35 protein-coding genes are annotated in these 25743 nt (G+C 70.2%); 13 read left to right on the forward strand and 22 right to left on the reverse strand.

Going from position 1 to position 25743, the window contains the following annotated elements; genetic code table 11:
• Positions 1-80: 80 nt before the first annotated feature.
• A complete protein-coding gene (locus ACIRC0_RS29590; protein ID WP_403621917.1) occupies positions 81-449 on the reverse strand; it encodes a GntR family transcriptional regulator in 369 nt (122 codons plus the stop codon).
• A gap of 150 nt (positions 450-599) precedes the next feature.
• Here ACIRC0_RS29590 and ACIRC0_RS29595 point away from each other — a divergent pair, with 150 nt between their 5' ends.
• From ACIRC0_RS29595 to ACIRC0_RS29650, 12 genes are all read left to right on the forward strand, one after another.
• Positions 600-956 (forward strand): hypothetical protein, encoded by a 357-nt coding sequence (locus tag ACIRC0_RS29595; protein ID WP_403621920.1) that lies wholly within the window; start codon positions 600-602, stop codon positions 954-956.
• A gap of 2 nt (positions 957-958) precedes the next feature.
• A complete protein-coding gene (locus tag ACIRC0_RS29600) occupies positions 959-2314 on the forward strand; it encodes an FtsK/SpoIIIE domain-containing protein (RefSeq protein WP_403621923.1) in 1356 nt (451 codons plus the stop codon).
• A gap of 85 nt (positions 2315-2399) precedes the next feature.
• Entirely contained in the window at positions 2400-2606 is a 207-nt protein-coding gene (locus tag ACIRC0_RS29605; protein WP_403621925.1) for a hypothetical protein, read from the forward strand.
• Positions 2606-3280 carry a DUF2637 domain-containing protein gene (locus ACIRC0_RS29610; protein WP_403621928.1) on the forward strand — a complete coding sequence of 225 codons (675 nt, stop codon included), beginning with the start codon at positions 2606-2608 and terminating at the stop codon, positions 3278-3280. Before ACIRC0_RS29605 ends, ACIRC0_RS29610 begins: the two co-directional genes overlap by 1 nt.
• A 20-nt stretch (positions 3281-3300) precedes the next feature.
• Complete coding sequence (locus ACIRC0_RS29615) at positions 3301-3486, forward strand: hypothetical protein (RefSeq protein WP_403621930.1); 186 nt, start codon at positions 3301-3303, stop codon at positions 3484-3486.
• Positions 3487-3492: 6 nt separating this feature from the next.
• Entirely contained in the window at positions 3493-3684 is a 192-nt protein-coding gene (locus tag ACIRC0_RS29620) for a mobile element transfer protein (protein WP_388575662.1), read from the forward strand.
• A gap of 8 nt (positions 3685-3692) precedes the next feature.
• On the forward strand, positions 3693-3848 hold the full coding sequence (locus ACIRC0_RS29625) for a hypothetical protein (RefSeq protein ID WP_403621935.1): 156 nt from the start codon (positions 3693-3695) through the stop codon (positions 3846-3848).
• A 24-nt stretch (positions 3849-3872) separates the two neighbouring features.
• Positions 3873-4190 carry a SpdD-like protein gene (locus ACIRC0_RS29630; protein WP_403621938.1) on the forward strand — a complete coding sequence of 106 codons (318 nt, stop codon included), beginning with the start codon at positions 3873-3875 and terminating at the stop codon, positions 4188-4190.
• Between the two features lie 91 nt (positions 4191-4281).
• The gene (locus ACIRC0_RS29635; protein ID WP_403621940.1) at positions 4282-4467 is read left to right on the forward strand and encodes a hypothetical protein; all 186 of its coding nucleotides are present in this window, start codon (positions 4282-4284) and stop codon (positions 4465-4467) included.
• Positions 4460-5833: a replication initiator protein RepSA gene (repSA, locus tag ACIRC0_RS29640; protein ID WP_403621942.1), complete on the forward strand. Its 1374-nt coding sequence runs from the start codon at positions 4460-4462 to the stop codon at positions 5831-5833. Before ACIRC0_RS29635 ends, repSA begins: the two co-directional genes overlap by 8 nt.
• 2 nt (positions 5834-5835) lie before the next feature.
• A complete protein-coding gene (locus ACIRC0_RS29645; RefSeq protein WP_384212255.1) occupies positions 5836-6033 on the forward strand; it encodes a helix-turn-helix transcriptional regulator in 198 nt (65 codons plus the stop codon).
• Positions 6033-7295 carry a tyrosine-type recombinase/integrase gene (locus ACIRC0_RS29650; RefSeq protein ID WP_403621944.1) on the forward strand — a complete coding sequence of 421 codons (1263 nt, stop codon included), beginning with the start codon at positions 6033-6035 and terminating at the stop codon, positions 7293-7295. Before ACIRC0_RS29645 ends, ACIRC0_RS29650 begins: the two co-directional genes overlap by 1 nt.
• 190 nt (positions 7296-7485) lie before the next feature.
• Here ACIRC0_RS29650 and ACIRC0_RS29655 read toward each other — a convergent pair whose 3' ends face one another.
• The 6 genes from ACIRC0_RS29655 to rpsB form a co-directional block, all read right to left on the reverse strand.
• Positions 7486-8163 carry a YceI family protein gene (locus tag ACIRC0_RS29655; RefSeq protein ID WP_403621946.1) on the reverse strand — a complete coding sequence of 226 codons (678 nt, stop codon included), beginning with the start codon at positions 8161-8163 and terminating at the stop codon, positions 7486-7488.
• A gap of 165 nt (positions 8164-8328) precedes the next feature.
• Positions 8329-9456, reverse strand: coding sequence for a phosphatidate cytidylyltransferase (locus ACIRC0_RS29660; protein ID WP_403621949.1), 1128 nt, complete (start codon positions 9454-9456; stop codon positions 8329-8331).
• Complete coding sequence (gene frr / locus ACIRC0_RS29665) at positions 9456-10013, reverse strand: ribosome recycling factor (RefSeq protein WP_044388432.1); 558 nt, start codon at positions 10011-10013, stop codon at positions 9456-9458. The genes ACIRC0_RS29660 and frr overlap by 1 nt, the downstream gene beginning before the upstream one ends.
• A gap of 168 nt (positions 10014-10181) precedes the next feature.
• Positions 10182-10940 carry a UMP kinase gene (pyrH, locus tag ACIRC0_RS29670; protein ID WP_103839950.1) on the reverse strand — a complete coding sequence of 253 codons (759 nt, stop codon included), beginning with the start codon at positions 10938-10940 and terminating at the stop codon, positions 10182-10184.
• A 191-nt stretch (positions 10941-11131) separates the two neighbouring features.
• A complete protein-coding gene (tsf, locus tag ACIRC0_RS29675; RefSeq protein WP_103839951.1) occupies positions 11132-11968 on the reverse strand; it encodes a translation elongation factor Ts in 837 nt (278 codons plus the stop codon).
• Positions 11969-12189: 221 nt separating this feature from the next.
• Positions 12190-13083, reverse strand: coding sequence for a 30S ribosomal protein S2 (rpsB, locus tag ACIRC0_RS29680; protein ID WP_103839952.1), 894 nt, complete (start codon positions 13081-13083; stop codon positions 12190-12192).
• Between the two features lie 247 nt (positions 13084-13330).
• Here rpsB and ACIRC0_RS29685 point away from each other — a divergent pair, with 247 nt between their 5' ends.
• Positions 13331-14011 carry a murein hydrolase activator EnvC family protein gene (locus ACIRC0_RS29685; RefSeq protein ID WP_403621954.1) on the forward strand — a complete coding sequence of 227 codons (681 nt, stop codon included), beginning with the start codon at positions 13331-13333 and terminating at the stop codon, positions 14009-14011.
• A 65-nt stretch (positions 14012-14076) separates the two neighbouring features.
• On the opposite strand, the gene ACIRC0_RS29690 is transcribed toward ACIRC0_RS29685, so the two are convergent.
• The 15 genes from ACIRC0_RS29690 to ACIRC0_RS29760 all read right to left on the reverse strand — a co-directional run bounded on the left by ACIRC0_RS29690 (position 14077) and on the right by ACIRC0_RS29760 (position 25743).
• Positions 14077-14634, reverse strand: a complete 558-nt coding sequence (locus ACIRC0_RS29690) for a TetR/AcrR family transcriptional regulator (protein ID WP_403622360.1) — start codon at positions 14632-14634, stop codon at positions 14077-14079.
• A gap of 98 nt (positions 14635-14732) precedes the next feature.
• Entirely contained in the window at positions 14733-15575 is an 843-nt protein-coding gene (gene whiG / locus ACIRC0_RS29695) for an RNA polymerase sigma factor WhiG (protein WP_366027846.1), read from the reverse strand.
• 272 nt (positions 15576-15847) lie between these two features.
• Positions 15848-17008, reverse strand: coding sequence for a DNA-processing protein DprA (gene dprA, locus ACIRC0_RS29700; protein ID WP_403621958.1), 1161 nt, complete (start codon positions 17006-17008; stop codon positions 15848-15850).
• Positions 17005-18630, reverse strand: a complete 1626-nt coding sequence (locus tag ACIRC0_RS29705; RefSeq protein ID WP_403621960.1) for a YifB family Mg chelatase-like AAA ATPase — start codon at positions 18628-18630, stop codon at positions 17005-17007. Before ACIRC0_RS29705 ends, dprA begins: the two co-directional genes overlap by 4 nt.
• A 1-nt stretch (position 18631) precedes the next feature.
• On the reverse strand, positions 18632-19033 hold the full coding sequence (locus ACIRC0_RS29710; RefSeq protein ID WP_403621963.1) for a YraN family protein: 402 nt from the start codon (positions 19031-19033) through the stop codon (positions 18632-18634).
• Positions 19034-19124: 91 nt separating this feature from the next.
• The gene (locus ACIRC0_RS29715; protein WP_003965949.1) at positions 19125-19433 is read right to left on the reverse strand and encodes a DUF2469 domain-containing protein; all 309 of its coding nucleotides are present in this window, start codon (positions 19431-19433) and stop codon (positions 19125-19127) included.
• Positions 19434-19489: 56 nt separating this feature from the next.
• Entirely contained in the window at positions 19490-20026 is a 537-nt protein-coding gene (locus tag ACIRC0_RS29720; protein WP_403621966.1) for an NUDIX hydrolase, read from the reverse strand.
• A complete protein-coding gene (gene lepB, locus ACIRC0_RS29725; RefSeq protein WP_403621969.1) occupies positions 20016-20762 on the reverse strand; it encodes a signal peptidase I in 747 nt (248 codons plus the stop codon). The genes ACIRC0_RS29720 and lepB (ACIRC0_RS29725) overlap by 11 nt, the downstream gene beginning before the upstream one ends.
• A gap of 77 nt (positions 20763-20839) precedes the next feature.
• Positions 20840-21793, reverse strand: a complete 954-nt coding sequence (gene lepB / locus ACIRC0_RS29730) for a signal peptidase I (RefSeq protein WP_403621972.1) — start codon at positions 21791-21793, stop codon at positions 20840-20842.
• Positions 21747-22766, reverse strand: coding sequence for a signal peptidase I (gene lepB, locus ACIRC0_RS29735; RefSeq protein WP_403621975.1), 1020 nt, complete (start codon positions 22764-22766; stop codon positions 21747-21749). Before lepB (ACIRC0_RS29735) ends, lepB (ACIRC0_RS29730) begins: the two co-directional genes overlap by 47 nt.
• Positions 22759-23514: a signal peptidase I gene (lepB, locus tag ACIRC0_RS29740; RefSeq protein WP_403621977.1), complete on the reverse strand. Its 756-nt coding sequence runs from the start codon at positions 23512-23514 to the stop codon at positions 22759-22761. Before lepB (ACIRC0_RS29740) ends, lepB (ACIRC0_RS29735) begins: the two co-directional genes overlap by 8 nt.
• A gap of 45 nt (positions 23515-23559) precedes the next feature.
• Complete coding sequence (gene rplS, locus ACIRC0_RS29745; protein ID WP_200422620.1) at positions 23560-23910, reverse strand: 50S ribosomal protein L19; 351 nt, start codon at positions 23908-23910, stop codon at positions 23560-23562.
• Between the two features lie 136 nt (positions 23911-24046).
• Positions 24047-24880, reverse strand: a complete 834-nt coding sequence (trmD, locus tag ACIRC0_RS29750; protein WP_403621981.1) for a tRNA (guanosine(37)-N1)-methyltransferase TrmD — start codon at positions 24878-24880, stop codon at positions 24047-24049.
• Positions 24877-25422 (reverse strand): ribosome maturation factor RimM, encoded by a 546-nt coding sequence (gene rimM, locus ACIRC0_RS29755; RefSeq protein WP_403621984.1) that lies wholly within the window; start codon positions 25420-25422, stop codon positions 24877-24879. The genes trmD and rimM overlap by 4 nt, the downstream gene beginning before the upstream one ends.
• Before the next feature lie 81 nt (positions 25423-25503).
• A complete protein-coding gene (locus ACIRC0_RS29760) occupies positions 25504-25743 on the reverse strand; it encodes an RNA-binding protein (RefSeq protein WP_003973401.1) in 240 nt (79 codons plus the stop codon).

A 25743-nucleotide genomic window follows, 5' to 3' on the forward strand; every position in this document is an offset into this window, starting at 1 on the left:
CGAAGTGGTGGAACTGATCAGTGAAGTCAAGGCACTTGGTGAGGAGGTGGCGGCGCTGGCAAGCCGTGCTGATGCGTTGGTCAACCGTCTTGCGCCTGGTTCCGGACCAACTGCTCAAGCTGATCCATCCGTTCCGCCAGCCGACGCACCTCTTGGCGGACGTCGGACAGGTACGCGGCGATCTCCTCGAACTCGGGGCTGTGCTTCGTCGGACGCGGCTCCTCAGGAAGGGTGACGAAGCTGCCCTTGCCCTGGTGAGAGATCACGAAGCCGTCCTCACGGAGGCGTGAGATCGCCTGCCGGGCCACGGTCCGTGAGACCCCGTGGGTCTCCATCAGCGCGGTCTCGGACGGCAGCTTCTCGCCTGGAGTCAGTTTTCCCTGACGGATGCGCCGCTTGAAGTCATCGGCGATCTCCAAGTACTTCGCGCGTCCCGTGAACTCGGCCATAGCCCCTCTCAGTGCTTGTCGCACTAAGTGCAGCACATCCAACCGACAACAGTCGAGAACCCACTTGACGTACTAAGTACTTCAGGTGCACCCTCGTTACAGGTCGACGTACTAAGTACGTCAAGTTAGACGACACCTAGGAGCGCACTCATGCGTCAGATCCCCGTCGACACCACCGCCGCCACCGTGATGGTCGCCAAGACCCCGCAGCCCAAGGTGAAGGACCGCCGTACGGGCGAAATCGCGCTCGACGCCGAGACCGGCGCAAAGCTGATGACCGTCGACGTGATGTTCGCGGCGAATGACGAGGTCGAGATCCTTTCCATCACCGTCCCCGAGACCGGCGTCTCGGAAGAGCTGACCATGGGTACGCCCGTGGCGCTGACCGGGCTGATCGCCCGTCCCTGGGAGAACGAGTTCAACGGGCAGAAGCGGCACGGCATCGCCTTCCGCGCGGTGGCCGTGACCGCGCTGACCGCCGGTGCGTCGCAGTCGAAGGCGGCCTGAACATGACCGAGTTCGCGGCCGCTGTCGTTGTGGTCGTCGCCGCTGCGGGTCTCCTGCGGTGGCGGCGCCCCGCCTGGTACTGGATGACCCTCGGGGTCGCCCTCGCCACGCTGCGGGTCCTGGTCCGCTACGCCTCCGTAATGGACGCCTGCGGACTGGCCGTCCCGCCCTCCCGCTGGCGCCTGGCGTTAGCCCGGGCCACCAACCGCCCGGTGCCCGAGTCACGCCCGCCACGCATCCTGCGGCTCCGGCCAACTCGCACCGGCCTGGTCCTGCGGCTCAAGCTGCGGCCTGGTCAGGACGCCTTCGACGTCTCGGCCGCCACGGACCGGCTGCGCCACTCCTTCGGCATGTACGGCGTGACCTCCCGTGAGGTCCGCTCGGGCGTGGTCGAGGTGCGGATGACCGGCTACGACGTGCTCAAGCGGGTGCAGATGCCCGCCAAGGTCGACCGTGCGCCGATGCGGATTCCAGTCGCCCTGCGTGAGGACGGCTCGGTGCACTACCGCGACTACCGCGCCGTTCCCCACGGCCTGACGCTCGGAGCCACGGAGTCCGGCAAGTCCGTCTACCAGCGCAACCTGGTTGCCGGGCTGGCTCCCCACGATGTGGCCCTGGTCGGCATCGACTGCAAACAAGGGGTCGAGCTGTTCCCGCTGGCCCGCCGCTTCTCCGCCCTGGCCGACAACCCCGACACCGCGCTGGAGGTGCTGGAAGCGCTGGTGACGCACATGGAGGAGGTGTACCAGCTCATACGGGCCGAGCAGCGCATCAGTGTGGCCGTGCCGGATGCGGAGATCGCCGCCGACATCTGGGACCTGCCCGAGGACCTGCGCCCAACCCCGATCGTGGTCCTGGTCGACGAGGTCGCCGAACTCGCCCTGTTCACCACGAAGGAGGAGGAGAAGCGGCGAGACCGGATCATCACCGCACTCGTTCGACTCGCCCAGCTCGGCCGCGCGGCCGGCATCTACCTCGAGATCTGCGGGCAGCGCTTCGGCTCCGAACTCGGCAAGGGCATCACCATGCTCCGCGCCCAGCTCACCGGCCGCACCGCGCACCGCGTCAACGACGAGACCTCCGCCAACATGGCCTTCGGTGACATCGCGCCGGACGCCGTCCTGGCCGCCATCCAGATCCCGGCCGAGATGCGCGGTGTTGCCATCGCGGGCGACTCCACTGGCGGCTGGCACCGCATCCGCGCCCCGCACACCTCGCTGCGCCAGGCCGTGAACATCTGCAACAAGTACGCCGATCGCACGCCCGACCTGCCCGCGCTTGCGGCCTACAAGCCCGCGGCTGCCTCGCTGCCCTCGGCCCCTGTGCCGCTGTCCAAGACAGCCCCGGCGACGGCCTGACTCCCTCTCCCCGCTTCACGGTCGGCGCGACCGCTTCGCGCCAGGTCCCTACCCCTGCCATGCCTGACGAAGGGAGAGCCCCGCCATGTGCCCTCACCGCGAGGACTTCGCCCGCACGGTGCTGCTGCTGCTCCAGCTCGGTCACTACGCCAACACGACCGGCGCTGACCAGGGCTTCATCGAGGCCATCGGCCCGTCCCTGGCCGCCTCGCTGCCCGAGCCGCCGCCCGGCACCTTCCCGCCCGGCTACGACCCCAACGACGGCCCGGCGTATCCCGGCGAGGACTCCTGATGGCCCGCCCCGCCCTGCGCATCGACGCCGTCCTGGTCCAGGCCGTCATCGCCGGAGCCCTGTCCTTCGCCCACCTGCACGACCTCGCCGCCGCAGCCGGACAAAGCGGCTGGAAGGCCTGGGCCTACCCGATCAGCGTCGACCTGCTCCTGGTCGCCGCATGGCGACGCCTCCGCTCGGACGGCCCCTCCCGGCTGGCCTGGTCCTGGTTCGTCATCGCCCTGTGCGCCTCGCTCGGTGCCAACGTCGCCACCGCTGGATTCCTCGACCTCGCCAACCCGCCCGCCCTGCTCCGCCTCGGCGTCGCCGGATGGCCTGCGCTGGCCTTCCTCGGCGGCACCCTGCTCGCTCACTCAGCGGCCATGGAACGGGAGCCGGTTCCGCCGGCACCTGGCGCCGAGCCGGAACCCGTGCCTGACGCATCGACTCCGGCAGCGGAAACGGACACGTTCCCGGAGGCAGCGGTCGAAGAGGCCCCCGCGCTTCCCGCTGCCGCTTCGCCTCCGCCCGCCGCACCGGCCGTGCCGGTACCGGCCGCCCTGGTCGACCACGCCCGGAAGGTCGCCGCCGACCACGAAGCACGCACCGGAGCCCGGATCGACACCGACACCCTTCGCGCCCGCCTCGGCGTCCCGCCCCAGCTGGCCGACGCCATCGCCGCCCAACTCACCTGAACTGGACTGGACGATGTCAGATGACCAACGACCCCGCCGACCTGACGGCCGCCGACTACCTCGACGGAGCCAGGGAGATGGCCGCAGCCGGACGCCCCTACCTCGCCTACCTGCTCGCCGAGGAAGCCGCACAGCGCACCGCCGATCCGATCATGGCCCTCAGCATCCGTAGCCAGTTCACCGACCCCACCGCCCAGAAGGACTGATCACACATGCCTGCCCGCGACCACTTCCACTCCGTCATGAGCATCGGCCCGGTGCAGATCGGCACCCACCGCGACCGCAACGGCCGGACCAAGTACGCCGCCGTGTGCACCGCCGACCGGTGCGGCTGGTCCGCCGACTACTCCAGCCAGTCCGCCGCGCAGCTCGCCGCCCGCACACATCGCTGCCGCGTCCGTTAGGAGGCCCCGTGCAGGTTCCGCTCTGGCTCCTCCTGCTCGTCGTCGGCTGGCTCGGCGTCAAGCTCATCCGCCCGCCCTGGTGGCTCATCGCCGTGCTTCTCCTCGGCGGATTCCTCCTCGCCGACAGCGTCCTGGCCCCCGCCATCAACGCGCTCATCAAGTAGCCCACCCGGAAGGGAGAACCGTTGATGTTCCGCCCGAAGATCCCGACCAATCCCACACCGACCGGCCACGTCACCCCGCCCGCCGTGGTCGAGCCGACCGCCGTCGTCCCGGCGGCCCATACCCCGCCGCCCGCTCCGGCGGCACCGGTGCTGTCCCGCCCCGTCGTCCAGCTCACCCCCGGCGCCGTGGTCGCCCTCGTCGGTGGTGGCACCGCCGTGGTCCTGGTCGTCGGCGCCGTCCTGGTCTCCATGCTCCTGGCGGTCGCCGTCACCGGCGCATCGGTCGCCGTCTGCGCCCTGGTGATCCGCTCGCTCGTCAACGCGGACGCCAAGCGTCGCTGACCGGCCCCCGGGGCGGCCGTCAACCGCCAAGTCTCCGCCGCCCCGGAAGCCGTGCCCCTCACCGATCTCGCAACCGGAAGGAACCCCCAGCATGACCGACCGCGCCACACCTTCGCCCCGCATCTGCCCGAACTGCGACGGCTTCGCCTCCGTCGCCGTCACCTCCGGTGGCCGCGACCGGCACGGGCACCTGCGCACCATCACGGCCCACTGCCCGGCCTGCAAGGGCACCGGCACCGCCCCCGCCCGCCCCGTCCGGGAGGGCGCCCGTGCCTGACCTGCTCGACCCGACCACCCTCGGCGACCTGCTGAGGGTGGCTTCGGCCCCGGACTTCCACCGGTGGGAGGACCGGATCCGTCGTACCGGCGGCTGTGCCGACCCCATCCACCTGCGCGGCTGGGTCCTCCACAAAGACAAGGTCACCGGCGAGACGCTGCATCACTACAGCACCGAGAACGAGCCCGGTGGACGCCTGCGCGTCGCCTGCGGCAACCGCCGCGCCTCCCGCTGCCCCGCCTGCGCCTGGACGTACGCGGGCGACACCTACCACCTCATCCGCGCCGGGCTCGCGGGCGACGACCGCCGCGACATCCCCGCCACCGTCCGCGACCACCCTCGCGTCTTCGCCACCCTCACCGCCCCGTCCTTCGGCCCGGTCCACAACCGCCCCGACCACGGCCTCTGCCGCTGCGGCACCCGCCACGGCGCCGACGATCCCGCCCTCGGCACCGCCTTGGACCCGGCCACGTACGACTACGCGGGCGCCGTCCTGTTCAACAACCACGCCGGGCAGCTCTGGCAGCGCTTCACCACCCGGTTACGCCGCGAGATCGCCGCCCGCGCCGGCATCACGCAGCGGGGGCTGAAGGAGTGCGCCCGACTGTCGTACGGCAAGGTCGCCGAGTTCCAAAAGCGCGGTGCCGTGCACTTCCATGCCGTGGTCCGCCTCGACGGCCCGGAAGGACCGGACACCCCGCCCCCGGCCTGGGCGACGGTCGACCTCCTCACCGACGCGATCCGCGCCGCCGCCGCGCACTCGTACACGTCGGTCTCCGTCCCGGCCGCCGAGGACCAACCCGCACGGACCTTCCGCTGGGGGACCCAGCTCGACGTCCGGCCCGTGAAGGCCTTCGGCGACGGCTCCGAGATCACCGAACAGGCCGTGGCCTCCTACGTCGCCAAGTACGCCACCAAGGCCGCCGAGAACACCGGCACCCTCGACCGCCGCATCGGCGAACTCTCCGAACTCGACCGCCACCAGGTCCCCGACCACACCCGCCGCCTCATCGAGGCGTGCAAGCTGCTCGACCCGCTGTACCCGGACCGCCGCCTGTGGGCCTGGGCTCACATGCTCGGCTTCCGCGGCCACTTCTCCTCCAAGTCCCGGCGCTACTCCACCACGCTCGGCGCCCTCCGCCAGGAACGCGCCGACTACCGCGCCGCCCAAGAGCGCGAAGCCCTCGGCCTGGACGACTGCGAGCCGGACACCGTCCTGGTCCTGGCCGACTGGCAGTACGCCGGACACGGCCACACCCCCGGCGAATCCGCCCTCGCCGCCACCATCGCCCGAGACCTCCAGCTCAACCGCGAAACCGCCCGCGAAGCCCTACGCGACCAACTTGCCGACGAAAGGGAGTGCTGACCATGGCCTCAGAGCTGCCGAACCGGTTCCTGACTCCTGAGGACCTGGTCGAGATGTTCGAACTGCCCAGCGTCGAGACGGTCTACCAGTGGCGCCGGAAGCACACCGGTCCCCGCGGCTTCCGCGTCGGCCGGCACCTGCGCTTCGACCCGCGTGACGTGCGGGCCTGGGTGGACTCCCAGCTCGGGGAGGCTGCCTGATGGCCGGGCACATCCAAGACCGCTGGTACAAGACCGAGACCGGCCCGGATGGCAAGTCCGTCAGAGTCAAGACCGAACGGTATGGCACCGGCATGCGCTACCGCGCCCGGTACGTCGGGCCCGACGGCACCGAGAAGTCCAAGAGCTTCCCGGACCGACAGAAACGCCTCGCCGAGAAGTGGCTCACCGACATTGCGTCGGACATGTCGCGCGGTCAGTACATCGACCCGCGCGCAGCTCGGATCACCTTCAAGAGCTATGCCGAGAAGTGGCTCAAGACGCACGGCATCGACCCGGCCAGTCAGGTGGTGGTCGAGCAGCGGCTGCGCCTGCACGCGTTCCGGCTGATCGGCTCCCGGCCGCTGGACTCGTTCCGTCCCGAGCACATCCGGGGCCTGGTGAGCGCGCTGGAGAACGACCCGGCCCTGAGCGGCGGCTATGCGCGGAACATCTACGGTGACGTACGAGCCGTGCTCAGTGCGGCCGTTGACGACGGGCTGTTGCCCCGCAACCCGTGCTCCGCGAAGTCCGTCCGCCCGCCAGCCGCCGAGCAACGCCGTGTTGTGCCGTGGCTGCCTGCCCAGGTTCAGGCGGTCCGTGCAGCACTCCCCCAGCGCTACCGGCCCATGGTGGACGTGGGCGCCGGGTGCGGGCTCCGTCAGGGCGAGATCGTGGGACTGGCTGAGGATGCGCTCGACTTCGACGGCGGCCTCATTCGGGTGGTCCGGCAGGTGAAGCTCATTCGGGGCAAGGCCGTGTTCGCTCCTCCGAAGTGCAACAAGGAGCGGGACGTACCTTTGCCGCCTTCGGTGGCTGAGGCCCTACGGGTCCACATGGATGCCTTCAAGCCGGTTGAGATCACGTTGCCTTGGCGCAAGCCGGACGGCCCGAAGGTGTCGGCCCGCCTCCTGTTCACGAACACCGCGAGCGGTCTTGTGTGGCGCAGCAACTTCAACATCCAGGAGTGGAAGCCTGCTCTTGCGGCTGCTGGCTTGATCTCGGAGGCCGGGGCGGATGGCAAGTACGAGTCCGCTCGCGAGCACGGCATGCACGCCCTGAGGCACTTCTACGCCTCGGTCCTCCTCGACGCGGGAGAGAGCATCAAGGCCGTGAGCGAGTACCTGGGGCACTCCGACCCCGGATTGACACTGCGGGTGTACGCGCACCTGATGCCGTCGAGCCAGGAGCGCACCAGGAAGGCCGTGGATCGGGTGCTTCTCCCGGCCCCGCGCGAGCCGGACGGCCCAGAGACGGCCCAGTGACCCACACAAGGCCCCCTATCCGCGCCGAACGCGCTGGTAGGGGGCTTATTGCTGCCCGGTCACTGCCAGTTCTCCGGGCTTGGGCATGGTCCCCCCAGTGTCTCAGATCCACTGGTGTGGCCCGCGACCGAAGATTCACGAGGCCGCGAAGGCCGGTTCGGTCTCCTGTCGGCGCGGCCCGCGTGGTCCGTCAGGCGGTGGCGGTGGCGCGGATGGCCGCGATGTCGAACTGGAGGCGGACCTTCTCGCTCACCATGGCGCCGCCCTCGGCCAGCCTGGCGTTGTAGGTCAGGCCCCAGTCGGAACGGTTGATCGTGGTGGTGCCGTCGAAGCCGACGCGCTCGTAACCGAACGGGTCCGTCACATGGCCGATGTAGGTGAGTTCCAGGTCGACGGGACGGGTGGTGTCCTTGATGGTGAGGTCACCGGTCATGCGGTAGACGTCCTTGTCCGCGAGGTGCACAGCGGTACTGGTGAAGATCATCCGCGGATAGGTCGCGGAGTCCAGGAAGTCGCGGCCGACCAGGTGCGCATCGCGCTGCTCGACACCGGTGTCGACGCTGGCGGTGAACAGCGCGATGTCGGCACGGGAGCGGGCCGGGTCGCGGCCGTCGAAGTAGAGGCGGCTGTCGTACTGCGTGAAGGCGCCGCGCACCGTCGTCACCATGGCGTGCCGCACGGAGAACCCGATCCTGCTGTGCGCGGGGTCGATCATCCACTCGCCGGTGAGGGCCTGCAGGGCGGGCTCAGGCAGAACGCCGACACCGGAATGCGCGGGGGCGGCGGGGCTCCGCGGGGCACCGGGGGCCACAGGTGCGGCGGGAGCCGCCGCGCGTCGGAGTGGAGAGCTGCGACCGAAAAGGTTCATGACGCATGTAGTTATGTCAGGGCGACCGGCGCCCGCAAGGCCTGGTCAGGAAACCCGACCCTTCATCGGCAGACCTTCACAGGTGGGCTTATCTGCCGGGTGACGACGCGACGGAGGGGCCCACCGCCCTGTGGACGGCGAGCCCCTCTGCCCGGACAGCGCAGGTCAGGCCGGCCCCACGAAGATCACCATCAGCAGCCACACCACCGGCGCCGTCGGCAGCAAGGAGTCGAGGCGGTCCATGATGCCCCCGTGGCCCGGCAGCAGTGTGCCCATGTCCTTGATGCCCAGGTCTCGTTTGATCATGGACTCGCCGAGGTCGCCGAGAGTGGCGCTGGCCGCGACCGCGAGCCCCAGCAGCAGGCCCTGCCACCAGGAACCGCCGTCGATCAGGAACTGCATGCACAGGGCGCCCGCGCCCATCGCGAAGGTGACCGCGCCTATGAGCCCCTCGCGGGTCTTGCCGGGACTGATGCGCGGGGCCAGCTTGTGCCGGCCGAAGCGCCAGCCGATCGCGTAGGCGCCCGTGTCGCTGACAACCGTCAGGAGCAGGAAGGTCAGCACGCGCTGCGGACCGTCGCCGGCCGTGAGCATCATGGCGACGAACGTGGCCAGGAACGGCACGTAGAAGGCCGCGAAGACGCCCGCCGTGACGTCGCGGAGGTAGCCGTCCGGCGGTTCCGTCATGCGCCACACCAGGGCCGCGAGCGCGGTCAGCGCCATCGCCACCCAGGCTCCCTCGGCGCCCCGCACATACCCGGCGACGACCATCGCCGCGCCGCCGACCGCGAGCGGGACCAGCGGTGCCTTGATGCCCTTGCGTTCCTCCAGCCGCTTCGTGAGCTCCCACAGGCCCACCACGACGGCGACCGCTATGACACCGACGAACACGGCCTTGACGATGAACAACGAGGCGACGATCACGACGCCGAGCCCGACGCCGACCCCTATGGCCGCGCCCAGGTCACGGCCCGCACTCTTCTTCTGCGGTGCGGGTGCCGGCTGCGGGGCGTCGGGCATGGGCTCCGTATTCTGCGGCGCCGCCCACGGGGACGGCACCTGCGGCGTCTCGTCGCGGAACAGGGGGCCGCGTCGACGGGCGGCGACCCCCCGGTCGTCATCCTGGTCTCCGCCGGGCGCGGGTACCTCGGGCACGATGGGCATGGGGCGAGTCTGCTGGGCGTCATGCGCATCGTACGCGGGACCCGCCGGGCCGACGCCCCGGCCAGGCCCCTGCTCGGTGGGCCCCCAGTACCCGGCCTGTGGCGGCGCCCCCCAGGAAGAGTCGTTCATCAGACCTCGAGGAGCTCCGCTTCCTTGTGCTTGAGCAGCTCGTCCACCTGCGCGACGTACTTCGCGGTGGTGTCGTCGAGCTCCTTCTCCGCACGGCGGCCCTCGTCCTCGCCGACCTCGCCGTCCTTGACGAGCTTGTCGATGGCGTCCTTCGCCTTGCGGCGCACGGAGCGGATCGAGACCTTGGCGTCCTCGCCCTTGCCCTTGGCGACCTTGATGTACTCCCGGCGCCGCTCCTCGGTGAGCTCGGGGAACACCACACGGATGATGTTGCCGTCATTGCTCGGATTGACGCCCAGGTCGGAGTCGCGGATCGCCTGCTCGATGTTGCGCAGCGCGCTCTTGTCGAACGGCGTCACCACGGCCATACGCGGTTCCGGCACCGAGAACGAGGCCAGCTGGTTGATCGGCGTCGGTGCGCCGTAGTAGTCGGCCACGATCTTGTTGAACATCGCCGGGTGCGCACGACCGGTGCGGATCGCGGCGAAGTCCTCCTTGGCGACCACGACGGCCTTCTCCATCTTCTCCTCGGCCTCGAGGAGGGTCTCTTCGATCACCACTTGCTCCTGCGTGTCTTGAGTAGGCCCGGCAACGGTCCTCATCGGTCTGCGGCCGGCTGCGTCGCGTCTTCTTCCTGCACGGTTCCCGACCGGCAGGACATTGTCCATCCCCCGGTCAGGGTCCCTCGCCCGGACGGGGTTCACCCCCGACGGGTCTGCCTCCGGTCACTCCCGGCCGCCTTGGTCACCCACGAGAGTGCCGATCTTCTCACCCTTGACGGCCCGGGCGATATTGCCCTCCGCCAGCAGCTCGAAGACGAGGATGGGCAGCTTGTTGTCCCGGCACAGCGTGATCGCGGTCATGTCGGCGACCTTCAGATCGCGGGTGATGACCTCGCCGTAGCTGAGCGAGTCGAACTTGACGGCCTCGGGGTTGGTCTTCGGATCGGAGTCGTAGACCCCGTCCACACCGTTCTTACCCATCAGCAGCGCCTCGGCGTCGATCTCGAGGGCACGCTGGGCGGCGGTCGTGTCGGTGGAGAAGTACGGCATGCCCATACCGGCGCCGAAGATGACCACGCGGCCCTTCTCCAGGTGGCGCACGGCGCGCAGCGGGATGTAAGGCTCGGCGACCTGGCCCATGGTGATGGCGGTCTGCACGCGCGAGTCGATGCCCTCCTTCTCCAGGAAGTCCTGGAGGGCGAGGCAGTTCATGACCGTGCCCAGCATGCCCATGTAGTCGGAGCGGGCCCGGTCCATGCCGCGCTGCTGGAGTTCCGCACCGCGGAAGAAGTTGCCGCCGCCGATGACGACGGCGATCTGGGATCCGTCGCGCACCACGGCCGCGATCTCCCGGGCGATGGCGTGCACCACGTCCGGGTCGACACCCAGTCCGGTGCCGCCGGAGAACGCCTCTCCGGACAGCTTCAGCAGGAACCGGCCGCGAACTTTGCCGTCGTCGCTCTTCTCGGCCTTGGTGGTCATGGAGATCTCCTCGTGGTGCGCATACGAAGAAGGCCATTGCCGGTGGGGCGTGTTTCGCATCCCATGCTCGGCAATGGCCTCCTCGTCAGATCTGCTGTCGTCCGCCACACGCGTGTGCGGGTCGGCCTACGCGAGCGCGCAGACGACTGCTTTCGACCCTACCGGGGTCGCGCGTCGATCGCGGTCCGGACTCAGATGCCGACCTTGATGCGCGTGAAGCGCTTCAGGGTGACACCGGCCTCTTCCAGGACCTTCTGGACGGACTTCTTGTTGTCCAGCGCGTAGGGCTGGCCGAGCAGCGTGGCGTCCTTGAAGAAGCCGTTGAGGCGACCCTCGACGATCTTCGGCAGGGCGGCCTCGGGCTTGCCCTCGGCGCGGGTGGTCTCCTCGGCGATGCGGCGCTCGGACTCGACGACCTCGGCCGGGACGTCCTCCTTGGAGAGGTACTTCGGCGCGAAGGCGGCGATGTGCTGGGCGACGCCCTTGGCGACCTCGGCGTTCGGCTTGTCGAGCTCGACGAGCACACCGATCTGGAACGGCAGGTCGGGCATCGTGCGGTGCATGTACGCCGACACATAGCCGTCGGCGAACTGCGCGAAGCGGTCGAGGACGATCTTCTCGCCGAGGTTGGCGTTGGCCTCGTCGACGAACGCCTGCACGGTCTTGCCGGGCTCGATCTCGGAGGCGAGCAGGGCCTCGAGGTCGGCCGGGGAGGTCTTGGCGACGTGCTCGGCGATCGCCTGGGCGACGGCCTGGAACTTCTCGCCCTTGGCGACGAAGTCGGTCTCGCACTTCAGCTCGACGAGGACACCGGAGGAGTTGTCGTCGGCGATGATGGAGACCACGGCGCCGTTCTCGGCGGAGCGGCCCTCGCGCTTGGCGACGCCCTTCTGGCCCTTGATGCGGAGCGCCTCGACGGCCTTGTCGACGTTGCCCTCGGCCTCGTCCAGCGCCTTCTTGCAGTCCATCATGCCGGCGCCGGTGAGCTCACGGAGCTTCTTGACGTCGGCGGCGGTGTAGTTCGCCATGATTCTGTGAATCTCTTCTCGGAGTTCGAAGTCTCGAAGCGGCGGCCGCCGACCCGGGGGCGGGCGGCCGCCGAAGATCTACGGGCTACGGAGATCTGCTGCCGGTGAAGATCCACCGATGCGGATCCGTCGGCCTGAAGCAGATCTAAGGGCTGCGGATGAACGACGGGTGGCGCTTCACGGCGCCGCCCGCCCTCACATCAGCCGAACGGCCCTGAAGGTCAGGCCTGCTCGCCCTCGGCGGCCGGAGCCTCGGCAGCCGGAGCCTCGGCAGCCGGAGCCTCAGCGGCCGGAGCCTCGGCCGGCTTCTCGGCCTCGGCGGCGGGGGCCTCCTCGGCCTTCTTCTCGCCCTCGAGCAGGTCACGCTCCCACTCGGCGAGCGGCTCGCCGGCGGCCTTCTCGCCCTTGCCCTCGGCGGCCACGCCGGAACGGGCGATCAGGCCCTCAGCGACCGCGTCGGCGATCACACGGGTGAGCAGGGTGACGGAGCGGATCGCGTCGTCGTTGCCCGGGATCTTGTAGTCGACCTCGTCGGGGTCGCAGTTGGTGTCGAGGATGGCGACGACCGGGATGTTGAGCTTCCGGGCCTCACCGACCGCGATGTGCTCCTTCTTGGTGTCCACGATCCAGACGGCGCTCGGCACCTTCTGCATCTCGCGGATACCGCCGAGGGTCTTCTCCAGCTTGGCCTTCTCGCGGGAGAGGACCAGGAGCTCCTTCTTGGTCAGACCGGAGGACGCGACGTCCTCGAAGTCGATCTGCTCGAGCTCCTTCAGGCGCTGCAGACGCTTGTAGACGGTCGAGAAGTTGGTGAGCATGCCGCCCAGCCAGCGCTGGTTCACGTACGGCATGCCGACGCGGGTGGCCTGCTCGGCGATGGCCTCCTGCGCCTGCTTCTTCGTGCCGACGAACATGACCGTGCCGCCGTGGGCGACGGTCTCCTTGACGAACTCGTAGGCGCGGTCGATGTACGACAGCGACTGGAGCAGGTCGATGATGTAGATGCCGTTGCGCTCGGTGAAGATGAAGCGCTTCATCTTCGGGTTCCAGCGACGGGTCTGGTGACCGAAGTGGACGCCGCTCTCCAGCAGCTCCCGCATCGTGACGACGGCCATGGCCGTTCTCCTTGTGTTTTCTCGGTTGTCCCTGACGCCCGCGTGCGCCGTGCCGCGAAGGACCGAGGAGGCGCTGACACCGGCCCGTGAGGGCCCGTTGTCGGGGCGTGCGAAGTCGACCCGGTGACCCGGATCGCCACAAGAAGTGTACGGGACCGCCGGGGCGGCGGGTGACGCCGCTGTCCACAACCGGGCAGTTGTCCACAGGTTCCGGCAGGCTCGGCCCGTCGCCCGGCACGGTACTCCCATGCGAACGAAACGATGTGTGCGGACATGGCCGACGGCACTGCTGCTGGTCATGGCGGGGGTCCCGGCCTCGGCGGCGTGGGCGGGCGGCTGGCCTTCGGCGCCGGTGCCGGAGCCGGCCCGTGGGCCGTCGGCAGCGGTGCCTGCGGCGGCCCGGGGGCCTTCGCCTGGGGCGCCCGCGCCGGACCCTGGTGGTTCGGTGTCGGCCGTGGGCCGCCTGTGGCCGGTGGGTGTGCGCCCCACGGTGGTACGGGGCTGGGAACCCCCGGCGACTCCGTACGGCCCGGGCCACCGCGGCGTTGACCTGGCGGCAGCCGCGGGCGATCCGGTACGGGCGGTCGCCGCCGGGCGGGTGACGTTCGCGGGCCGGGTGGCGGGACGGGGCGTGGTCTCGGTCGACCTGACGGGCACCGGCGACCCACCCCTGCGCACGACGTACGAGCCGGTGCGCGCGTCGGTACGGGAAGGGGACGAGGTGGACCCGGGCGACGTCCTGGGCGTACTGGAACCGTCGACGGCCCACTGCCCGGGCTCCTGCCTGCACTGGGGCCTGCGCCGAGGGGACACGTACCTGGACCCGCTGTCGCTCCTGCCGCCGTGGCTGCTGCGTGCGGGGCCGTCTCGGCTGCTGGCTGTGGAGGGGGTGCCTGTGCCGGAATCGGGGTCTGTGTCGGGGCCGTAGGCGGGGGCTTGGGTGGGGGTGGGCGGGGAGGGAGGGGGGAGGGGGAGGGCCCCCAGCAAGTGAATTCAGCCCAGCACGCCGCGCAGCACCATCGCCACCGCCACCTCCGTAATCGCCGTCGGATCCTCCGCCGCGCCCAGTTCGATCCGCCGTACCGCCGCGTCGACCACGCCTTGGAGCAGCATCGCGGCCAGTCGGGGTTCGCGATGGCCCATGTCGCGCAGGGCTTCGACGATCATGGCGACGAGCCCGCCGTGCGCCGCCCTGATCTTCTCGCGGGCCCCGGCGTCGAGTTCGCTGGCCGAGATGGCCACCACGGCCCGGTGCCGCCGGTCCCCCACGAGGGCGAGCTGCCGTCGTACGTACGCTTCGATCTTGGCCTCGGGGCCTTCCGCCGCCGCCATCGCGGCCTCGACCTCCGCCGCCCACACGGGGAAGTCGACCGCGCAGAGTTCCTCGACGACGGCCGCGCGGGAGCGGAAGTACTCGTAGACGGAGGAGCGGGCGAGGCCCGTGCGCTCGGCGAGGGCCGGGAAGGTCAGTGCCTCCGTGCCTCCCTCGGACAGCAGGGACCGTGCCGCGTCCAGCAGGGCGGCTCGCTGCATCGACCGGTGCTCGGCCACGGAGGCCGCTCGAATCCTTGGCACGTCCCCCACTGTACGGACGGACCGCCGGCGACGGCAGTCACTCGGGCCACACGCGCCGATGACGGGATTGCGCCTCAGCGGCCGAAGGCGGCCAGTTTGGCCCGCAGCTGCAGGACCGACTTCGTGTGGATCTGGCTCACCCGGCTCTCGGTCACGCCGAGCACGTTGCCGATCTCGGCGAGTGTGAGCCCCTCGTAGTAGTAGAGCGTGACCACGGTCTTCTCCCGCTCGGGCAGCGTGTTGATGGCTCGTGCCAGGAACCTCCGCAGCTCCCGGTCCTCGGCGACCTCGACCGGGTTGTCGGCGGCGGTGTCCTCCAGCGTGTCCATGAAGCTCAGCCCGTCGCCGTCCTCACCGCCCACGTGCAGCAGTTCCTCCAGGGCCACCACGTTCGCGAGTGACAACTGGCTGAAGACGGCATGGAGCTCCTCCACGCCGATGCCCATCTCAGCGGCCACTTCCGCCTCGGTCGGGGTCCGTCTCAGGCGCGCCTCCAGGGTCGCGTACGCCCGCTCCACACTGCGTGCCTTCTGCCGTACCGATCGTGGGATCCAGTCGAGCGCCCGCAGTTCGTCGATCATGGCGCCCCGGATGCGGGTGATCGCGTACGTCTCGAACTTGATCTCCCGGTCGATGTCGAACTTCTCGATCGCGTCGATCAGCCCGAAGACCCCCGATGACACGAAGTCGGCCTGGTCCACGTTGGCCGGCAGGCCCACGCTCACCCGGCCGGCCACGTACTTCACCAACGGTGAGTAGTGCAGGATCAGCTGCTCCCGCAACCGCTCGTCCCCCGTCTCCTTGTACGACCGCCACAACTCGTCGAGCGTCGAGGGAGCGGGCGGGCGCACGCTGCCGCCGTCACGGGCGGCTGGGGGAAGCGCCGCCCGGTCGGACCCGGAGGTGTGCTGGGGCATTCGTCGCCTTGTGCCGTTCTGCCGTGAACTGGTGATGCCTGGGTGAGCTGTCGGTGTGGTGCCGAGATGGCTTGTCTGAGTCGGAACCTCGTGAGCGTAGCGTGACTGTGGTGTCGCAGTGTGCGAAGGGCAACGCATCACCCGTGCGCGAACGGGCCGTGTGGGGCGGTTGCCGCGGGTGCCGTGGTAGCCGTCTGTGATCCCCGGAAAGGGTCAACTGCGGGAAACGCCAAGGCTGTCGGGGGTCGCCCGGACGGCCGACACACGCTCGGTCAGCACCAGAGCTGATCTTGTCGACCGGCTGTGATGGCCTGGCGTGTCAACTTCCAGCCATCGCCGTGTCGTTCGACGAATCCAAGTGATCGGAGTTCGTACAGTCTCCCGACCGCGTCGTCCTGGGTCGTCTGCGCGCCGCGGGCGATCTCGGCCGCGGACGCGGTGCCGCATGCGGGCAGGGCGGCCAGGATCCGTCGGGCGGCGGGTTCCAGCAGGTCGCGGGGCAGGACGGGGCCGTGTCGGTCCGGGGCGAGTTCGCCCATGTCACCGACCAGTTCCACGACGTCGGCTGCGTCGGTGACGAGTAGGGCTTCGCCGCGCAGCAGTTCGTGCACGCCGGCCGAGAGTCCGCTGGTGACGGGTCCGGGGACGCCCATGACGAAGCGGCCGAGCCGCCCGGCGGCACGCGCGGTGACCAGGGATCCGCTGCGGTGGGCGGCCTCGACGACGACGGTGCCGCGGGTGAGTGCGGCGATGACCCTGTTGCGGACGATGAACCGGCTCGGTGTCGGGTGTTCCCCGGGCGGCAGTTCCCCCACGACCAGTCCCTGTTCCGCGATCCTGCCGATCAGCCGGCTGTGTCCGCGTGGGTAGGGCCGGTCGACGCCGCAGGCGAGGACGGCGACGGTGGCACCGCCGGCCCCGAGGGCGCCCCGGTGGGCGGCGCCGTCGACGCCGTAGGCGCCCCCCGACACGACGACCCAGCCGCGTTCGGCGAGGTCGGCGGCGAGGGTGGCCGCGATGTGTGCGCCGTATTCGGTGCAGGCCCGTGCGCCGACGAGCGCGACGGACTTCAGGGCCCACATCCGCAGGCTGGGGCGCCCTCGTACCCACAGCCCGATGGGGCGGGCGTCTTGGAGGTCGTCGAGCTGGGCCGGCCACTCGGCCGTCCCGGGGCACACGAACCTCACGCCGGCAGCTCGGGCGGCGGCCCAGTCCCGCTCCGGTTCGGCTTGTGCGGCGCGCGCGAGCAGTCCTGCCCATCGTTTGTCGGTCACTCCCGGCAGCCGCTTGCCGCCTTCGCGCAGTCGTCGGGCCAGTTCTTCGGGGCCGTGTTCCCGCAGCCAGCGGCCGGCCACTTCGTCTCCGGGCTCGATGATCCGGGTGAGGGAGATCCGGGCGAGGGATGCGGCGTCGAGGGTGCTGTCCTCGCTCATGCCGATGCTCCGATCGTCATCGGCACGCCCCGCGGAATGCCGGTGCGTAGTTGCAGTGCCAGGGCGACGTCCGTGGCGTTGGGCCGGTCGTGGCCCACGAGGTCGGCGACCGTCCAGGCCACGCGCAGCACGCGGTCGAGTCCCCGGGCGGTGAGCACGCCCCGTTCCAGGTTGCGTTCGGCCTCGTCCATGGCGCCGGGCGCCGCGTGCCAGCGGTTGCGCAGTTCGCGTCCCGGCACTTCGCTGTTGGTCCGCCAGGGGGTGTCCGCGAGGCGTGCCGCGGTTCGCTGTCTGGCGGCGCGGACCCGGTCGGCGACGGTCGCGGTGGTCTCGCCGCGGGCGCGGCGGTCGGTGAGTTCGGCCCGGGTGACGGGGTCGACCTCGACGCGCAGGTCGACCCGGTCGAGGAGGGGTCCGGAGAGCCGGGCCTGGTAGCGGCGGATCGCCGAGGGCGGGCATTCGCAGTGGGTGTCGCGCTGGGAGAAGCGTCCGCAGGGGCAGGGGTTGGCGGCGAGCACCATGAGGAACTTCGCGGGGAAGCGCACGACGCCGGCGCTGCGGGCGATCACGACGTGCCCGGACTCGAGGGGCTGTCGCAGGGCGTCGAGGGCGTGGCTGCTGAACTCGGGGGTTTCGTCCAGGAAGAGGATTCCTCGGTGGGCGAGTGACACGGCGCCGGGCCGGGCGACGCCGGGGCCGCCTCCGACGAGGGCCTGCATGGTGGCCGAGTGGTGCGGGGCGCAGTAGGGGGCGATGTCGATCAGGGGTTTGCCGGGTGGGAGCAGGCCGGCCACCGAGTGGACCGCGGTGACTTCCAGCGATTCCTGCCTGCTGAGCCTGGGCAGGATGGCGGGCAGCCGTTCGGCGAGCATGGTCTTGCCGGCGCCGGGCGGCCCTTCGAGGAAGAGGTGGTGGCCGCCGGCGGCGGCCACTTCGACCGCGGTGCGCGCCGAGTGCTGGCCCACGACGTCGGCGAGGTCGTGGCCGGTGTCGTGCTGTGCGGCGCCCACGCTGTGCATGCCGGTGGCGGCTCCGGTGCCGGGCACGCGCAGGCCGGCGAGGAGGGGATCGGGGCGGCCCTGCACGTCCGGCTCCTCGTCGGGTACGGGCTCGTCGGTGAGGACGGCGATCAGTTGCCGCAGGCTGCGGACGCCGAGTACGGACACGCCGGGTACCAGTGAGGCCTCGGCGGCGGCGCATTCCGGCACGACCACCTGTTCGTAGCCCGCGTCCGCGGCGGCCAGGACCGCGGGCAGGATGCCGCGGACCGGCCGGACCCGGCCGTCCAGGCCGAGTTCGCCGATCATGACGATGTCGGCGAGCACCCTGGGGTCGATGCGTTCGGCGGCGCCGAGTACGGCGCAGGCGACGGCGAGGTCGAACCCGCTGCCGGCCTTGGGCACGGAGGCGGGGCTGAGTCCGACGGTGAGTTTCTTCTGGGGCCATTCGCCGCCCGAGTTGACCACGGCGGCCCGGACGCGGTCCCGGCTCTCCGTGAGGCTCTTGTCGGGCAGGCCCACGAGGGTGAATGCCGCGACGCCTGGTTCGAGGTCGGCCTGGACCTCGACGACGACGCCTTCGACGCCGACCAGTGCCACGGAGCAGGTGCGCGCGAAGCCCATGTCAGGCCACCCCCCGCGCGTGTTGGACGGCGGGTGCGCCGCGCTGCGGGAGCAGGATGCCGATCAGGTCGATGCGGACGCCTCCCGGTGGGGCGCCGCCGTGGGCCTGGATCCAGCGTTCGGCGAGGTCGCGCAGCCGCTGGGCCTTCTGGGGGGTCACGGCGGCCATCGGGTGCTCGAAGGTGCCGCCCCTGCGGGTCTTGACCTCGCAGACGACCAGGACGTCGCCGTCCCTGGCCACGATGTCGATCTCGCCGCTTCTGCCGTCGCGCCAGTTGCGCTCCAGGATGGTCATTCCGGCGGCCGTGAGGCGCCGGGCGGCCACGTTTTCTCCGTACCTGCCGAGTGCGTTGCGTGCCTGGTGTGTGTTCATGTCGGCACCACCTCCGGCGCCAACCGTCACGCATCGGGCTCCACCTTGTGGATCTTGGTGGACTACTCGGCGGTTGTGGAGAACTCCGTCACCCACACGGGTGTGGTCACGGGCGCGGTGCTCAGCCGCCCGGCAGCTCCAGGTCGCTCTTGTTCAGCTCCTCGATGTTCACGTCCTTGAATGTGAGGACTCGTACCTGCTTCACGAAACGGGCGGGGCGGTACATGTCCCACACCCAGGCGTCCGCCATGGACACCTCGAAGAACACCTCGCCCTGGACCGAGTGCACCTGCATCTCGTAGTCGTTGGTGAGGTAGAAGCGCCGTTCGGTCTCGATCACGTATTTGAACAGACCGACGACATCGCGGTACTCCCGGTAGAGCTTGAGCTCCATCTCGGTCTCGTACTTCTCGAGGTCCTCGGCGCTCATGGCATGTTCCCCTTCAGCCGTGCGATCCCCCCATTGTGCGCCACTCCTGTGAGGCCCTAGACGATTTCCGTGTCGAGGGTCACAGGTTCGGCGGGGGGACCTTCGTCGAGCAGTGTGTGCAGCAGCTCGGCGAGTCTCTTCGGATACACCGTCTCATGTGCCTCGGCCAGTTCTCCGCACGTCCACCACCGTGCTCCCGCGACGCTGCGCTTTTCCAGTTCTGTGAGGTTCGGCGCGGCCGTGGCCGTCTGGGTCGTACGGGCCAGGTAGTACCACTCGTCCTGGTCCCAGCGGCGGCCCGCGAACGGGAACGAGCACCTGCGCCGCCACAGTACGGGGCCCAGGTCGACCTGCGTGATACCGGTTTCCTCGGCCACTTCCCGCAGCGCGGCCTGCTCGCGTGTCTCGTCGCCCTCGACGCCGCCGCCGGGGGTGAACCACCAGTCGTCCGCCGGGTCCTCCGGCTCGTGGCCGTGCAGCAGCAGGATGCGGTCGTCGGGGTCCAGCAGCACCACCCGGGCCACCTTGCGCGGGCCGACGGCGCCCGGCTCGTCCGGCGAAGCGGGCGCGGGCGAGGACGCCTCAGCGGGCACGGGCCGGCTCCGTCCGCACGGCGGTGCCGCGCCCCCGTCGCGCGAGCCCCGCGATCGGCCCGTAGGCCGCGCCTCCCAGCACCAGCACCGCGCCCGCCACGATCGCGCCGAGGATCAGCCGCAGCGGCCCGGGCGACGAGATGGGGCCCAGTGCCTCGAAGCCCGTCGGGCGGGCCAGCATGCCGCGCACCGGCCACACCACGGCGTCCACACGGGCGTCCACCGCGTTGCGCGGCACCGTGCCGTTGAAGGCCTCCGTGAGGTGGGCGGAGGAGTCGAGGGAGCCGCTGCGCTCGTCACCGAGCACGAACAGCCGGTCCTTGGGGACCGTGAGCGTGGGGATCGTCTTGAACTCGGCGGGCTCGCCCTTGGTGAGGTAGGACTCGTCGATCTGCTTGCCGTTGACGGTCAGCTTGCCGTCGGTGCAGCAGCCGACGGTGTCGCCGCCGACCGCGACGACCCGCTTGACCAGCGGCATGTTGCCCCAGGTCGTCTGGCGGAAGACGACGACGTCGCCGCGCTCGACGTCGGCGCCGTCGACGCGCTGTGCGAGGACCCGGTCACCGGCGGCGATGGTGGGCGACATGGAGTTGGTGGGCACGGTGTAGGGCCGGTAGACGATCGCGCCCCAGGCGAACCCGCCGAGGAAGAGCACACAGCCGAGGGCCACGGCCAGCCCCGACAGCCTGCTGCCGAGCCGTCCGCGGCCCTTGTCCGCACGACCAGTCCCGCTCATTCCCACAGCTCCCAGGTCGGAGAATCGATCCCGCGGCCACAGCCGGGCCGCGGAAGATCGGCATCTGGGACGGCACCCTACCCGGCGGTACCGCTGCCGGAAACCCGCGGGTTTCCGTCGGTAAGGCGCGCGGTGAGGCGGCGCCTGCGCCAGATCACCAGCGGCACGGCGCCGATCAGGCCGAGGGCCGAGGGGGCCACCGTGTTCAGGCCCTGGTCGAAGGTGTCCGGGATCGGCAGCGTGTCCCAGCGGGTGGGCGGCCAGGCGATCACGACGGCGCGGCCCACGACGTTCCCCACGGGCACGAAGCCCCGGTACTTGTCCTGCTGGTGGTAGCGGGAGTCGAGCGAGTTCTGCCGGTGGTCGCCCATGACCCAGATTTTGTTCGGGGGAACCGTGACCTTGAACTGGCCGCCCTGGTCGTCGACGCTGCACGGGGTGTTGCCGGGGTACACGTACGGCTCGTTGAGCGGCTTGCCGTTGACCAGCAGCGGGCCGGTGTTCTTGCATTCGATGGTGTCGCCGGCGACGCCGACGACCCGCTTGATGAGGTCCTTCTCCTCGGCGGACGGCATCAGGCCGATCCAGCTCAGCGCCGTCTGCAGGGCGTTCGGCGTGCTGGTGGGCTCGCCCGCCAGCCAGTTGTCGGGGTCGTGGAAGACCACGACCTCGCCGCGCGAGGGCTTGGAGCCGAACCACGGGGTCAGCTTGTCGACGAGGACGCGGTCGCCCTGCTGGAGGGTGTTCTGCATCGAGTCCGAGGGGATCGAGAACGCCTGCACCAGGAACGTCTTGATCAGCAGCGCGAGCACCAGCGCGATGCCGATGAGGAGTGGAAGTTCCTTCCAGAAGGAGCGCTGCTTCTTGGGGCCGCCGCCCTGTCCGCCGCTCTCCTGCGCGCCGCGCGCCGGGGAGTCACTCCCGGTGCCGACGTGCTCTTCCGCGGCCGGGGCAGCCGCCTCGTCGGGTCGCTCCGGCCTCTCCTCAGGACCCTCGTGTCCGGACCGTGCGCCGACCGCCAAATCCCCCACATCCACTCCTCACTCCGTACCGCCGCCGGCGCCCCTGTCGACGCAGGCCCACCACTCCCATAACGAGCGGGAGTTCCGCAGGGCTCGGGAGGGGGATCAATCCGTATCGATCCGCGGAGGCCACCCTATGCGACGGACCGAGTGCGCCGACCGCACCGCCCGGCACCGACGCGTAAGTGTCCGGCTCCTTCAATCGGGTCCAGTGCCCAATGGGCCAGGCGATAACCATGGCGCGGCCCACGACGGACTCCTCCGAGACAGTACCGCCGTACGGCTCGTTGCGGTGGTAGCGGGAGTCGGCCGAGTTGGCCCGGTGATCACCCATCACCCACAGACGGCCCGGTGGCACGGTCTCCGAGAACGAGAAGTCCGAAGGTTTGTTCCCCGGGTGAATGTACGGCTCGTTCAGCGGTACGCCGTTGACTGTGACCCGCCCTTGCGTGTCGCAGCACTTCACGGTGTCTCCGCCGACCGCGATGACCCGTTTGATGAGGTCCTTGTCGTTGTCGGACGGCAGCAGGCCGATCCAGGTGAGCCCTTCCTTGACCTGCTTGACGACGATGGGGTCGTTCTTCTGGGGGGTCTTCTCGCCCGCGAGCCAGTCGCCGGGGTCCCGGAAGACGACGACGTCACCGCGCTGCGGCTCGGAGCCGAACCACGGGGTCAGCTTGTCGACGAGGACGCGGTCGCCGATCTGGATCGTGTTCTCCATGGAGCCCGACGGGATGACGAACGCCTGCACGAGGAAGGTCTTCAGAACCAGCGCTATGAGGACGGCGACACCGACGAGGAGCGGGATCTCCTTGACGGCGGAACGCCTCCTCTTGCGCTTCACCTTGCGCTGGAGCTTGCGCCGCTCGGCACGGCTGCGTCCGGTGGGGGTCGACCCGGCGGCGCGTCGCGCGCCGGTGGGCAGCAGGTTCTGCGTGGCGGTGTCGGACGGCGCACCGCGCGGTTTGCCACGGTTACCCATGCGCACCGCCCGCTGTCTTCGGCGGGTTCGTCTCCGGGGCGCTCGCGCCGGGCGCGGGCACGCGCGCGTAGGCGCCGGGGCGGATGATGTGCCTGAAGTGCGCGGAGGGCCAGATCACCCAGTCGGCCCGGCCGATCACGGCGCTGACGGGGACCATGCCGCCGCCCGGCGAGCCGAGGTGGTCCCGGGAGTCGCTGGAGTCCCTGCGGTGGTCGCCGAGGACGAAGAGCATGCCGTCGGGCACGACGACGTCGAAGGGGACGTCGGACGGGCTGTTGCCGCGGTACAGAAACGACGACTCGTCGACCGACCGGCCGTTCACCTCGAGCCTCCCCTCCTTGTCGCAGCAGACCACATGGTCTCCCCCTACCCCCACTACCCGTTTGACGTAGTCGGCGTTCCCGAAGTACCCGGTGCCGTCGAACACGACGACATCTCCCCGCTGCGGCTCGGATCCGAAACGGTACGCCAACTTATTTACGAGAACGCGGTCCCCGATCCTCAATCCGCGCTCCATGGAACCGCTCGGTATGTCGAACGGCTGCATCACAAACGTGCCGAGGGTGAGGAGGAACAGAAGGCAGACCAGCACGGTGAGGGTGATCCGGCCGCCGGGCAGCCAGCCGGCGACACGGGAGAGCAACGCGAAGCGCGACCGCTCCTCCGGCCCCCCTGTGTCCGAGGTCTCCTCGGGCTGAGCGGGGTGGGAGGAGCGGTCGCGCTCCGCGTGCTGTGCTTCGGTGTCCATCGGGGCCAGATGCTATCCGGCCCCCATGTGAACTCCCTCAGGCGCTCAGTTCTCGCGCTTCTCCTTGATCTTCGCGGCCTTGCCGCGCAGGTCGCGCAGGTAGTACAGCTTGGCGCGACGGACGTCACCCCTGGTGACGAGCTCGATCTTCTCCACGATCGGGGTGTGCACCGGGAAGGTGCGCTCGACGCCGACGGAGAAGGAGACCTTGCGGACCGTGAAGGTCTCGCGCACGCCGGAGCCCTGGCGACGGATCACGACGCCCTTGAACTGCTGCACACGGGAGCGGTTGCCCTCGATGACGCGGACGTGGACGTTGACGGTGTCACCGGGACGGAAGGCCGGGATGTCGGAACGCAGCGACGCGGCGTCGACGGTGTCGAGCAGGTGAGACATTTCGTCTGCTTTCTTCGCCGATGCCACAGGTCATCGGCGGTACGTAGTTTTTCGACAAGAGAGTGGTGGCCGTCGTCGGGGCGGGCGTCGTGTCCCCCTGTGGCAGGGGCGCACGCCGGACGGCGGCAACAGCGCACTATTCTTCCATGCCGTCCGGCCTGCGCCAAAATCGGCCGTAGGGCTTGCCGTCCGGGTCCGGCGCCCAGCCCAGGATGGAGAGCATCTCGCGGTCCTTCTTGTCGAAGGCGGCGGGGTCGCAGCGCTCGATCAGGTCGGGGCGGTTGGCCGCCGTGCGCTTCAGGGCCTCGTCGCGGCGCCAGCGGGCGATCTTCCCGTGGTGGCCGCTGAGCAGCACGTCGGGGATGCCCCGGCCGCGCCAGGCGGGCGGCTTGGTGTAGACGGGGCCCTCGAGCAGGTTGGCCATCGCGCCGGGGGCGAAGGAGTCGTCCCGGTGGGACTCGGCGTTGCCGAGGACGCCGGGCAGGAGCCGGGCCACCGCCTCGGTGACGACGAGGACGGCCGCCTCGCCGCCCGCGAGGACGTAGTCCCCGATGGACACCTCGTACACCGGCATCCGGGTGGCGTACTCGTCGACGACGCGGCGGTCGATGCCCTCGTAGCGGGCCGGGGTGAAGATCAGCCACGGGCGCTCGGAGAGTTCGACGGCGAGCTTCTGGGTGAAGGGGCGGCCGCTGGGCGTCGGCACGATCAGCGCGGGCTCGTGGGAGCCCGTCTCGTAGCCTTCGGCGAGTATCTCGTCCAGGGCATCGCCCCAGGGCTCGGTCTTCATCACCATGCCGGGGCCGCCGCCGTACGGGGTGTCGTCGACGGTGTTGTGCCGGTCGTACGTCCACGAGCGCAGGTCGTGGACATGGACGTCGAGCTGTCCACGCGCGCGTGCCTTGCCGACGAGGGAGACGTTCAGCGGTTCCAGGTACTCGGGGAAGATCGTGACGACGTCGAGTCTCATGCGCCCTCGTCCCTCGACGAGACGATCTCGGCGCGGTCGTCGATCAGCCCGGGCGGGGGGTCGATGACGGCCCGCTGCTGCTCGAGGTCGATCTGAGTGACGATCTCCTGCACGAAGGGGATCATCACCTCGGTCTCGTCCGGGCGCTCGACCACGAACAGGTCCTGTGTGGGCAGGTGCGAGATCTCGGTGATGCGGCCGACCTCGACGCCGTCCTCGGTGACCACGTCCAGATCGATGAGCTGGTGGTCGTAGTACTCGTCCTCGCCCTCGGGCAGCTCGTCGGGGTCGACCTCGGCGATCAGCAGGGTGTTGCGCAGCGCTTCGGCGGCGTTGCGGTCCCTCACGCCCTCGAAGCGAAGGAGGAGGCGGCCGCTGTGCACCCGGCCCGTCTCGATGGTCAGCGGTCCGGCCGAGGCGGGGTCGGTGGCCAGTACGGCGCCGGGTGCGAGCCTGAGTTCGGGCTCGTCGGTACGGACCTCCACGGTGACCTCGCCCTTGACCCCGTGGGCGCGGCCGATCCGTGCGACTACCAGCTGCACTGTGCTTGATCTCCTGTCATACGACTACGGGCCGGGGACGGCCCAGTGGCCCTCCCCGGCCCGAGCCGGTGCTGCGTTGGTTCAGCGGACGTGGTCCACGTCGACGAGGTCGACTCGGACGCCGCGGCCGCCGATGGCGCCCACGACGGTGCGCAGAGCACGTGCGGTGCGGCCGTTGCGGCCGATCACCTTGCCGAGGTCGTCGGGGTGGACCCGGACCTCGAGCACACGCCCGCGACGCAGGTTGCGCGAGGCCACCTGCACATCGTCAGGGTTGTCGACGATGCCCTTCACGAGGTGCTCGAGAGCCTCCTCGAGCAT

It is taken from the genome of Streptomyces sp. NPDC093984, assembly GCF_044764595.1.
GTDB lineage: Bacteria > Actinomycetota > Actinomycetes > Streptomycetales > Streptomycetaceae > Streptomyces > Streptomyces cynarae.

Bases quoted from the DNA above. Each gene is read 5' to 3' on its own strand.
- pyrH (WP_103839950.1), bottom strand. From the start codon at position 10,940: ATGACCACCAAGGCCGAGAAGAGCGACGACGGCAAAGTTCGCGGCCGG.
- dprA (WP_403621958.1), bottom strand. From the start codon at position 17,008: ATGAGCGAGGACAGCACCCTCGACGCCGCATCCCTCGCCCGGATCTCC.
- lepB (WP_403621975.1), bottom strand. From the start codon at position 22,766: ATGGGTAACCGTGGCAAACCGCGCGGTGCGCCGTCCGACACCGCCACG.
- ACIRC0_RS29630 (WP_403621938.1), top strand. From the start codon at position 3,873: ATGTTCCGCCCGAAGATCCCGACCAATCCCACACCGACCGGCCACGTC.
- whiG (WP_366027846.1), bottom strand. From the start codon at position 15,575: ATGCCCCAGCACACCTCCGGGTCCGACCGGGCGGCGCTTCCCCCAGCC.
- ACIRC0_RS29605 (WP_403621925.1), top strand. From the start codon at position 2,400: ATGTGCCCTCACCGCGAGGACTTCGCCCGCACGGTGCTGCTGCTGCTC.
- trmD (WP_403621981.1), bottom strand. From the start codon at position 24,880: ATGAGACTCGACGTCGTCACGATCTTCCCCGAGTACCTGGAACCGCTG.
- ACIRC0_RS29620 (WP_388575662.1), top strand. From the start codon at position 3,493: ATGCCTGCCCGCGACCACTTCCACTCCGTCATGAGCATCGGCCCGGTG.
- ACIRC0_RS29615 (WP_403621930.1), top strand. From the start codon at position 3,301: ATGACCAACGACCCCGCCGACCTGACGGCCGCCGACTACCTCGACGGA.
- ACIRC0_RS29610 (WP_403621928.1), top strand. From the start codon at position 2,606: ATGGCCCGCCCCGCCCTGCGCATCGACGCCGTCCTGGTCCAGGCCGTC.
- ACIRC0_RS29715 (WP_003965949.1), bottom strand. From the start codon at position 19,433: ATGAGCGCCGAGGACCTCGAGAAGTACGAGACCGAGATGGAGCTCAAG.
- ACIRC0_RS29655 (WP_403621946.1), bottom strand. From the start codon at position 8,163: ATGAACCTTTTCGGTCGCAGCTCTCCACTCCGACGCGCGGCGGCTCCC.
- ACIRC0_RS29600 (WP_403621923.1), top strand. From the start codon at position 959: ATGACCGAGTTCGCGGCCGCTGTCGTTGTGGTCGTCGCCGCTGCGGGT.
- ACIRC0_RS29590 (WP_403621917.1), bottom strand. From the start codon at position 449: ATGGCCGAGTTCACGGGACGCGCGAAGTACTTGGAGATCGCCGATGAC.
- ACIRC0_RS29705 (WP_403621960.1), bottom strand. From the start codon at position 18,630: ATGGGCTTCGCGCGCACCTGCTCCGTGGCACTGGTCGGCGTCGAAGGC.
- rpsB (WP_103839952.1), bottom strand. From the start codon at position 13,083: ATGGCCGTCGTCACGATGCGGGAGCTGCTGGAGAGCGGCGTCCACTTC.
- ACIRC0_RS29595 (WP_403621920.1), top strand. From the start codon at position 600: ATGCGTCAGATCCCCGTCGACACCACCGCCGCCACCGTGATGGTCGCC.
- ACIRC0_RS29650 (WP_403621944.1), top strand. From the start codon at position 6,033: ATGGCCGGGCACATCCAAGACCGCTGGTACAAGACCGAGACCGGCCCG.
- lepB (WP_403621977.1), bottom strand. From the start codon at position 23,514: ATGGACACCGAAGCACAGCACGCGGAGCGCGACCGCTCCTCCCACCCC.
- ACIRC0_RS29760 (WP_003973401.1), bottom strand. From the start codon at position 25,743: ATGCTCGAGGAGGCTCTCGAGCACCTCGTGAAGGGCATCGTCGACAAC.
- ACIRC0_RS29635 (WP_403621940.1), top strand. From the start codon at position 4,282: ATGACCGACCGCGCCACACCTTCGCCCCGCATCTGCCCGAACTGCGAC.
- lepB (WP_403621969.1), bottom strand. From the start codon at position 20,762: ATGAGCGGGACTGGTCGTGCGGACAAGGGCCGCGGACGGCTCGGCAGC.
- ACIRC0_RS29645 (WP_384212255.1), top strand. From the start codon at position 5,836: ATGGCCTCAGAGCTGCCGAACCGGTTCCTGACTCCTGAGGACCTGGTC.
- ACIRC0_RS29660 (WP_403621949.1), bottom strand. From the start codon at position 9,456: ATGAACGACTCTTCCTGGGGGGCGCCGCCACAGGCCGGGTACTGGGGG.
- tsf (WP_103839951.1), bottom strand. From the start codon at position 11,968: ATGGCGAACTACACCGCCGCCGACGTCAAGAAGCTCCGTGAGCTCACC.
- rplS (WP_200422620.1), bottom strand. From the start codon at position 23,910: ATGTCTCACCTGCTCGACACCGTCGACGCCGCGTCGCTGCGTTCCGAC.
- ACIRC0_RS29685 (WP_403621954.1), top strand. From the start codon at position 13,331: ATGCGAACGAAACGATGTGTGCGGACATGGCCGACGGCACTGCTGCTG.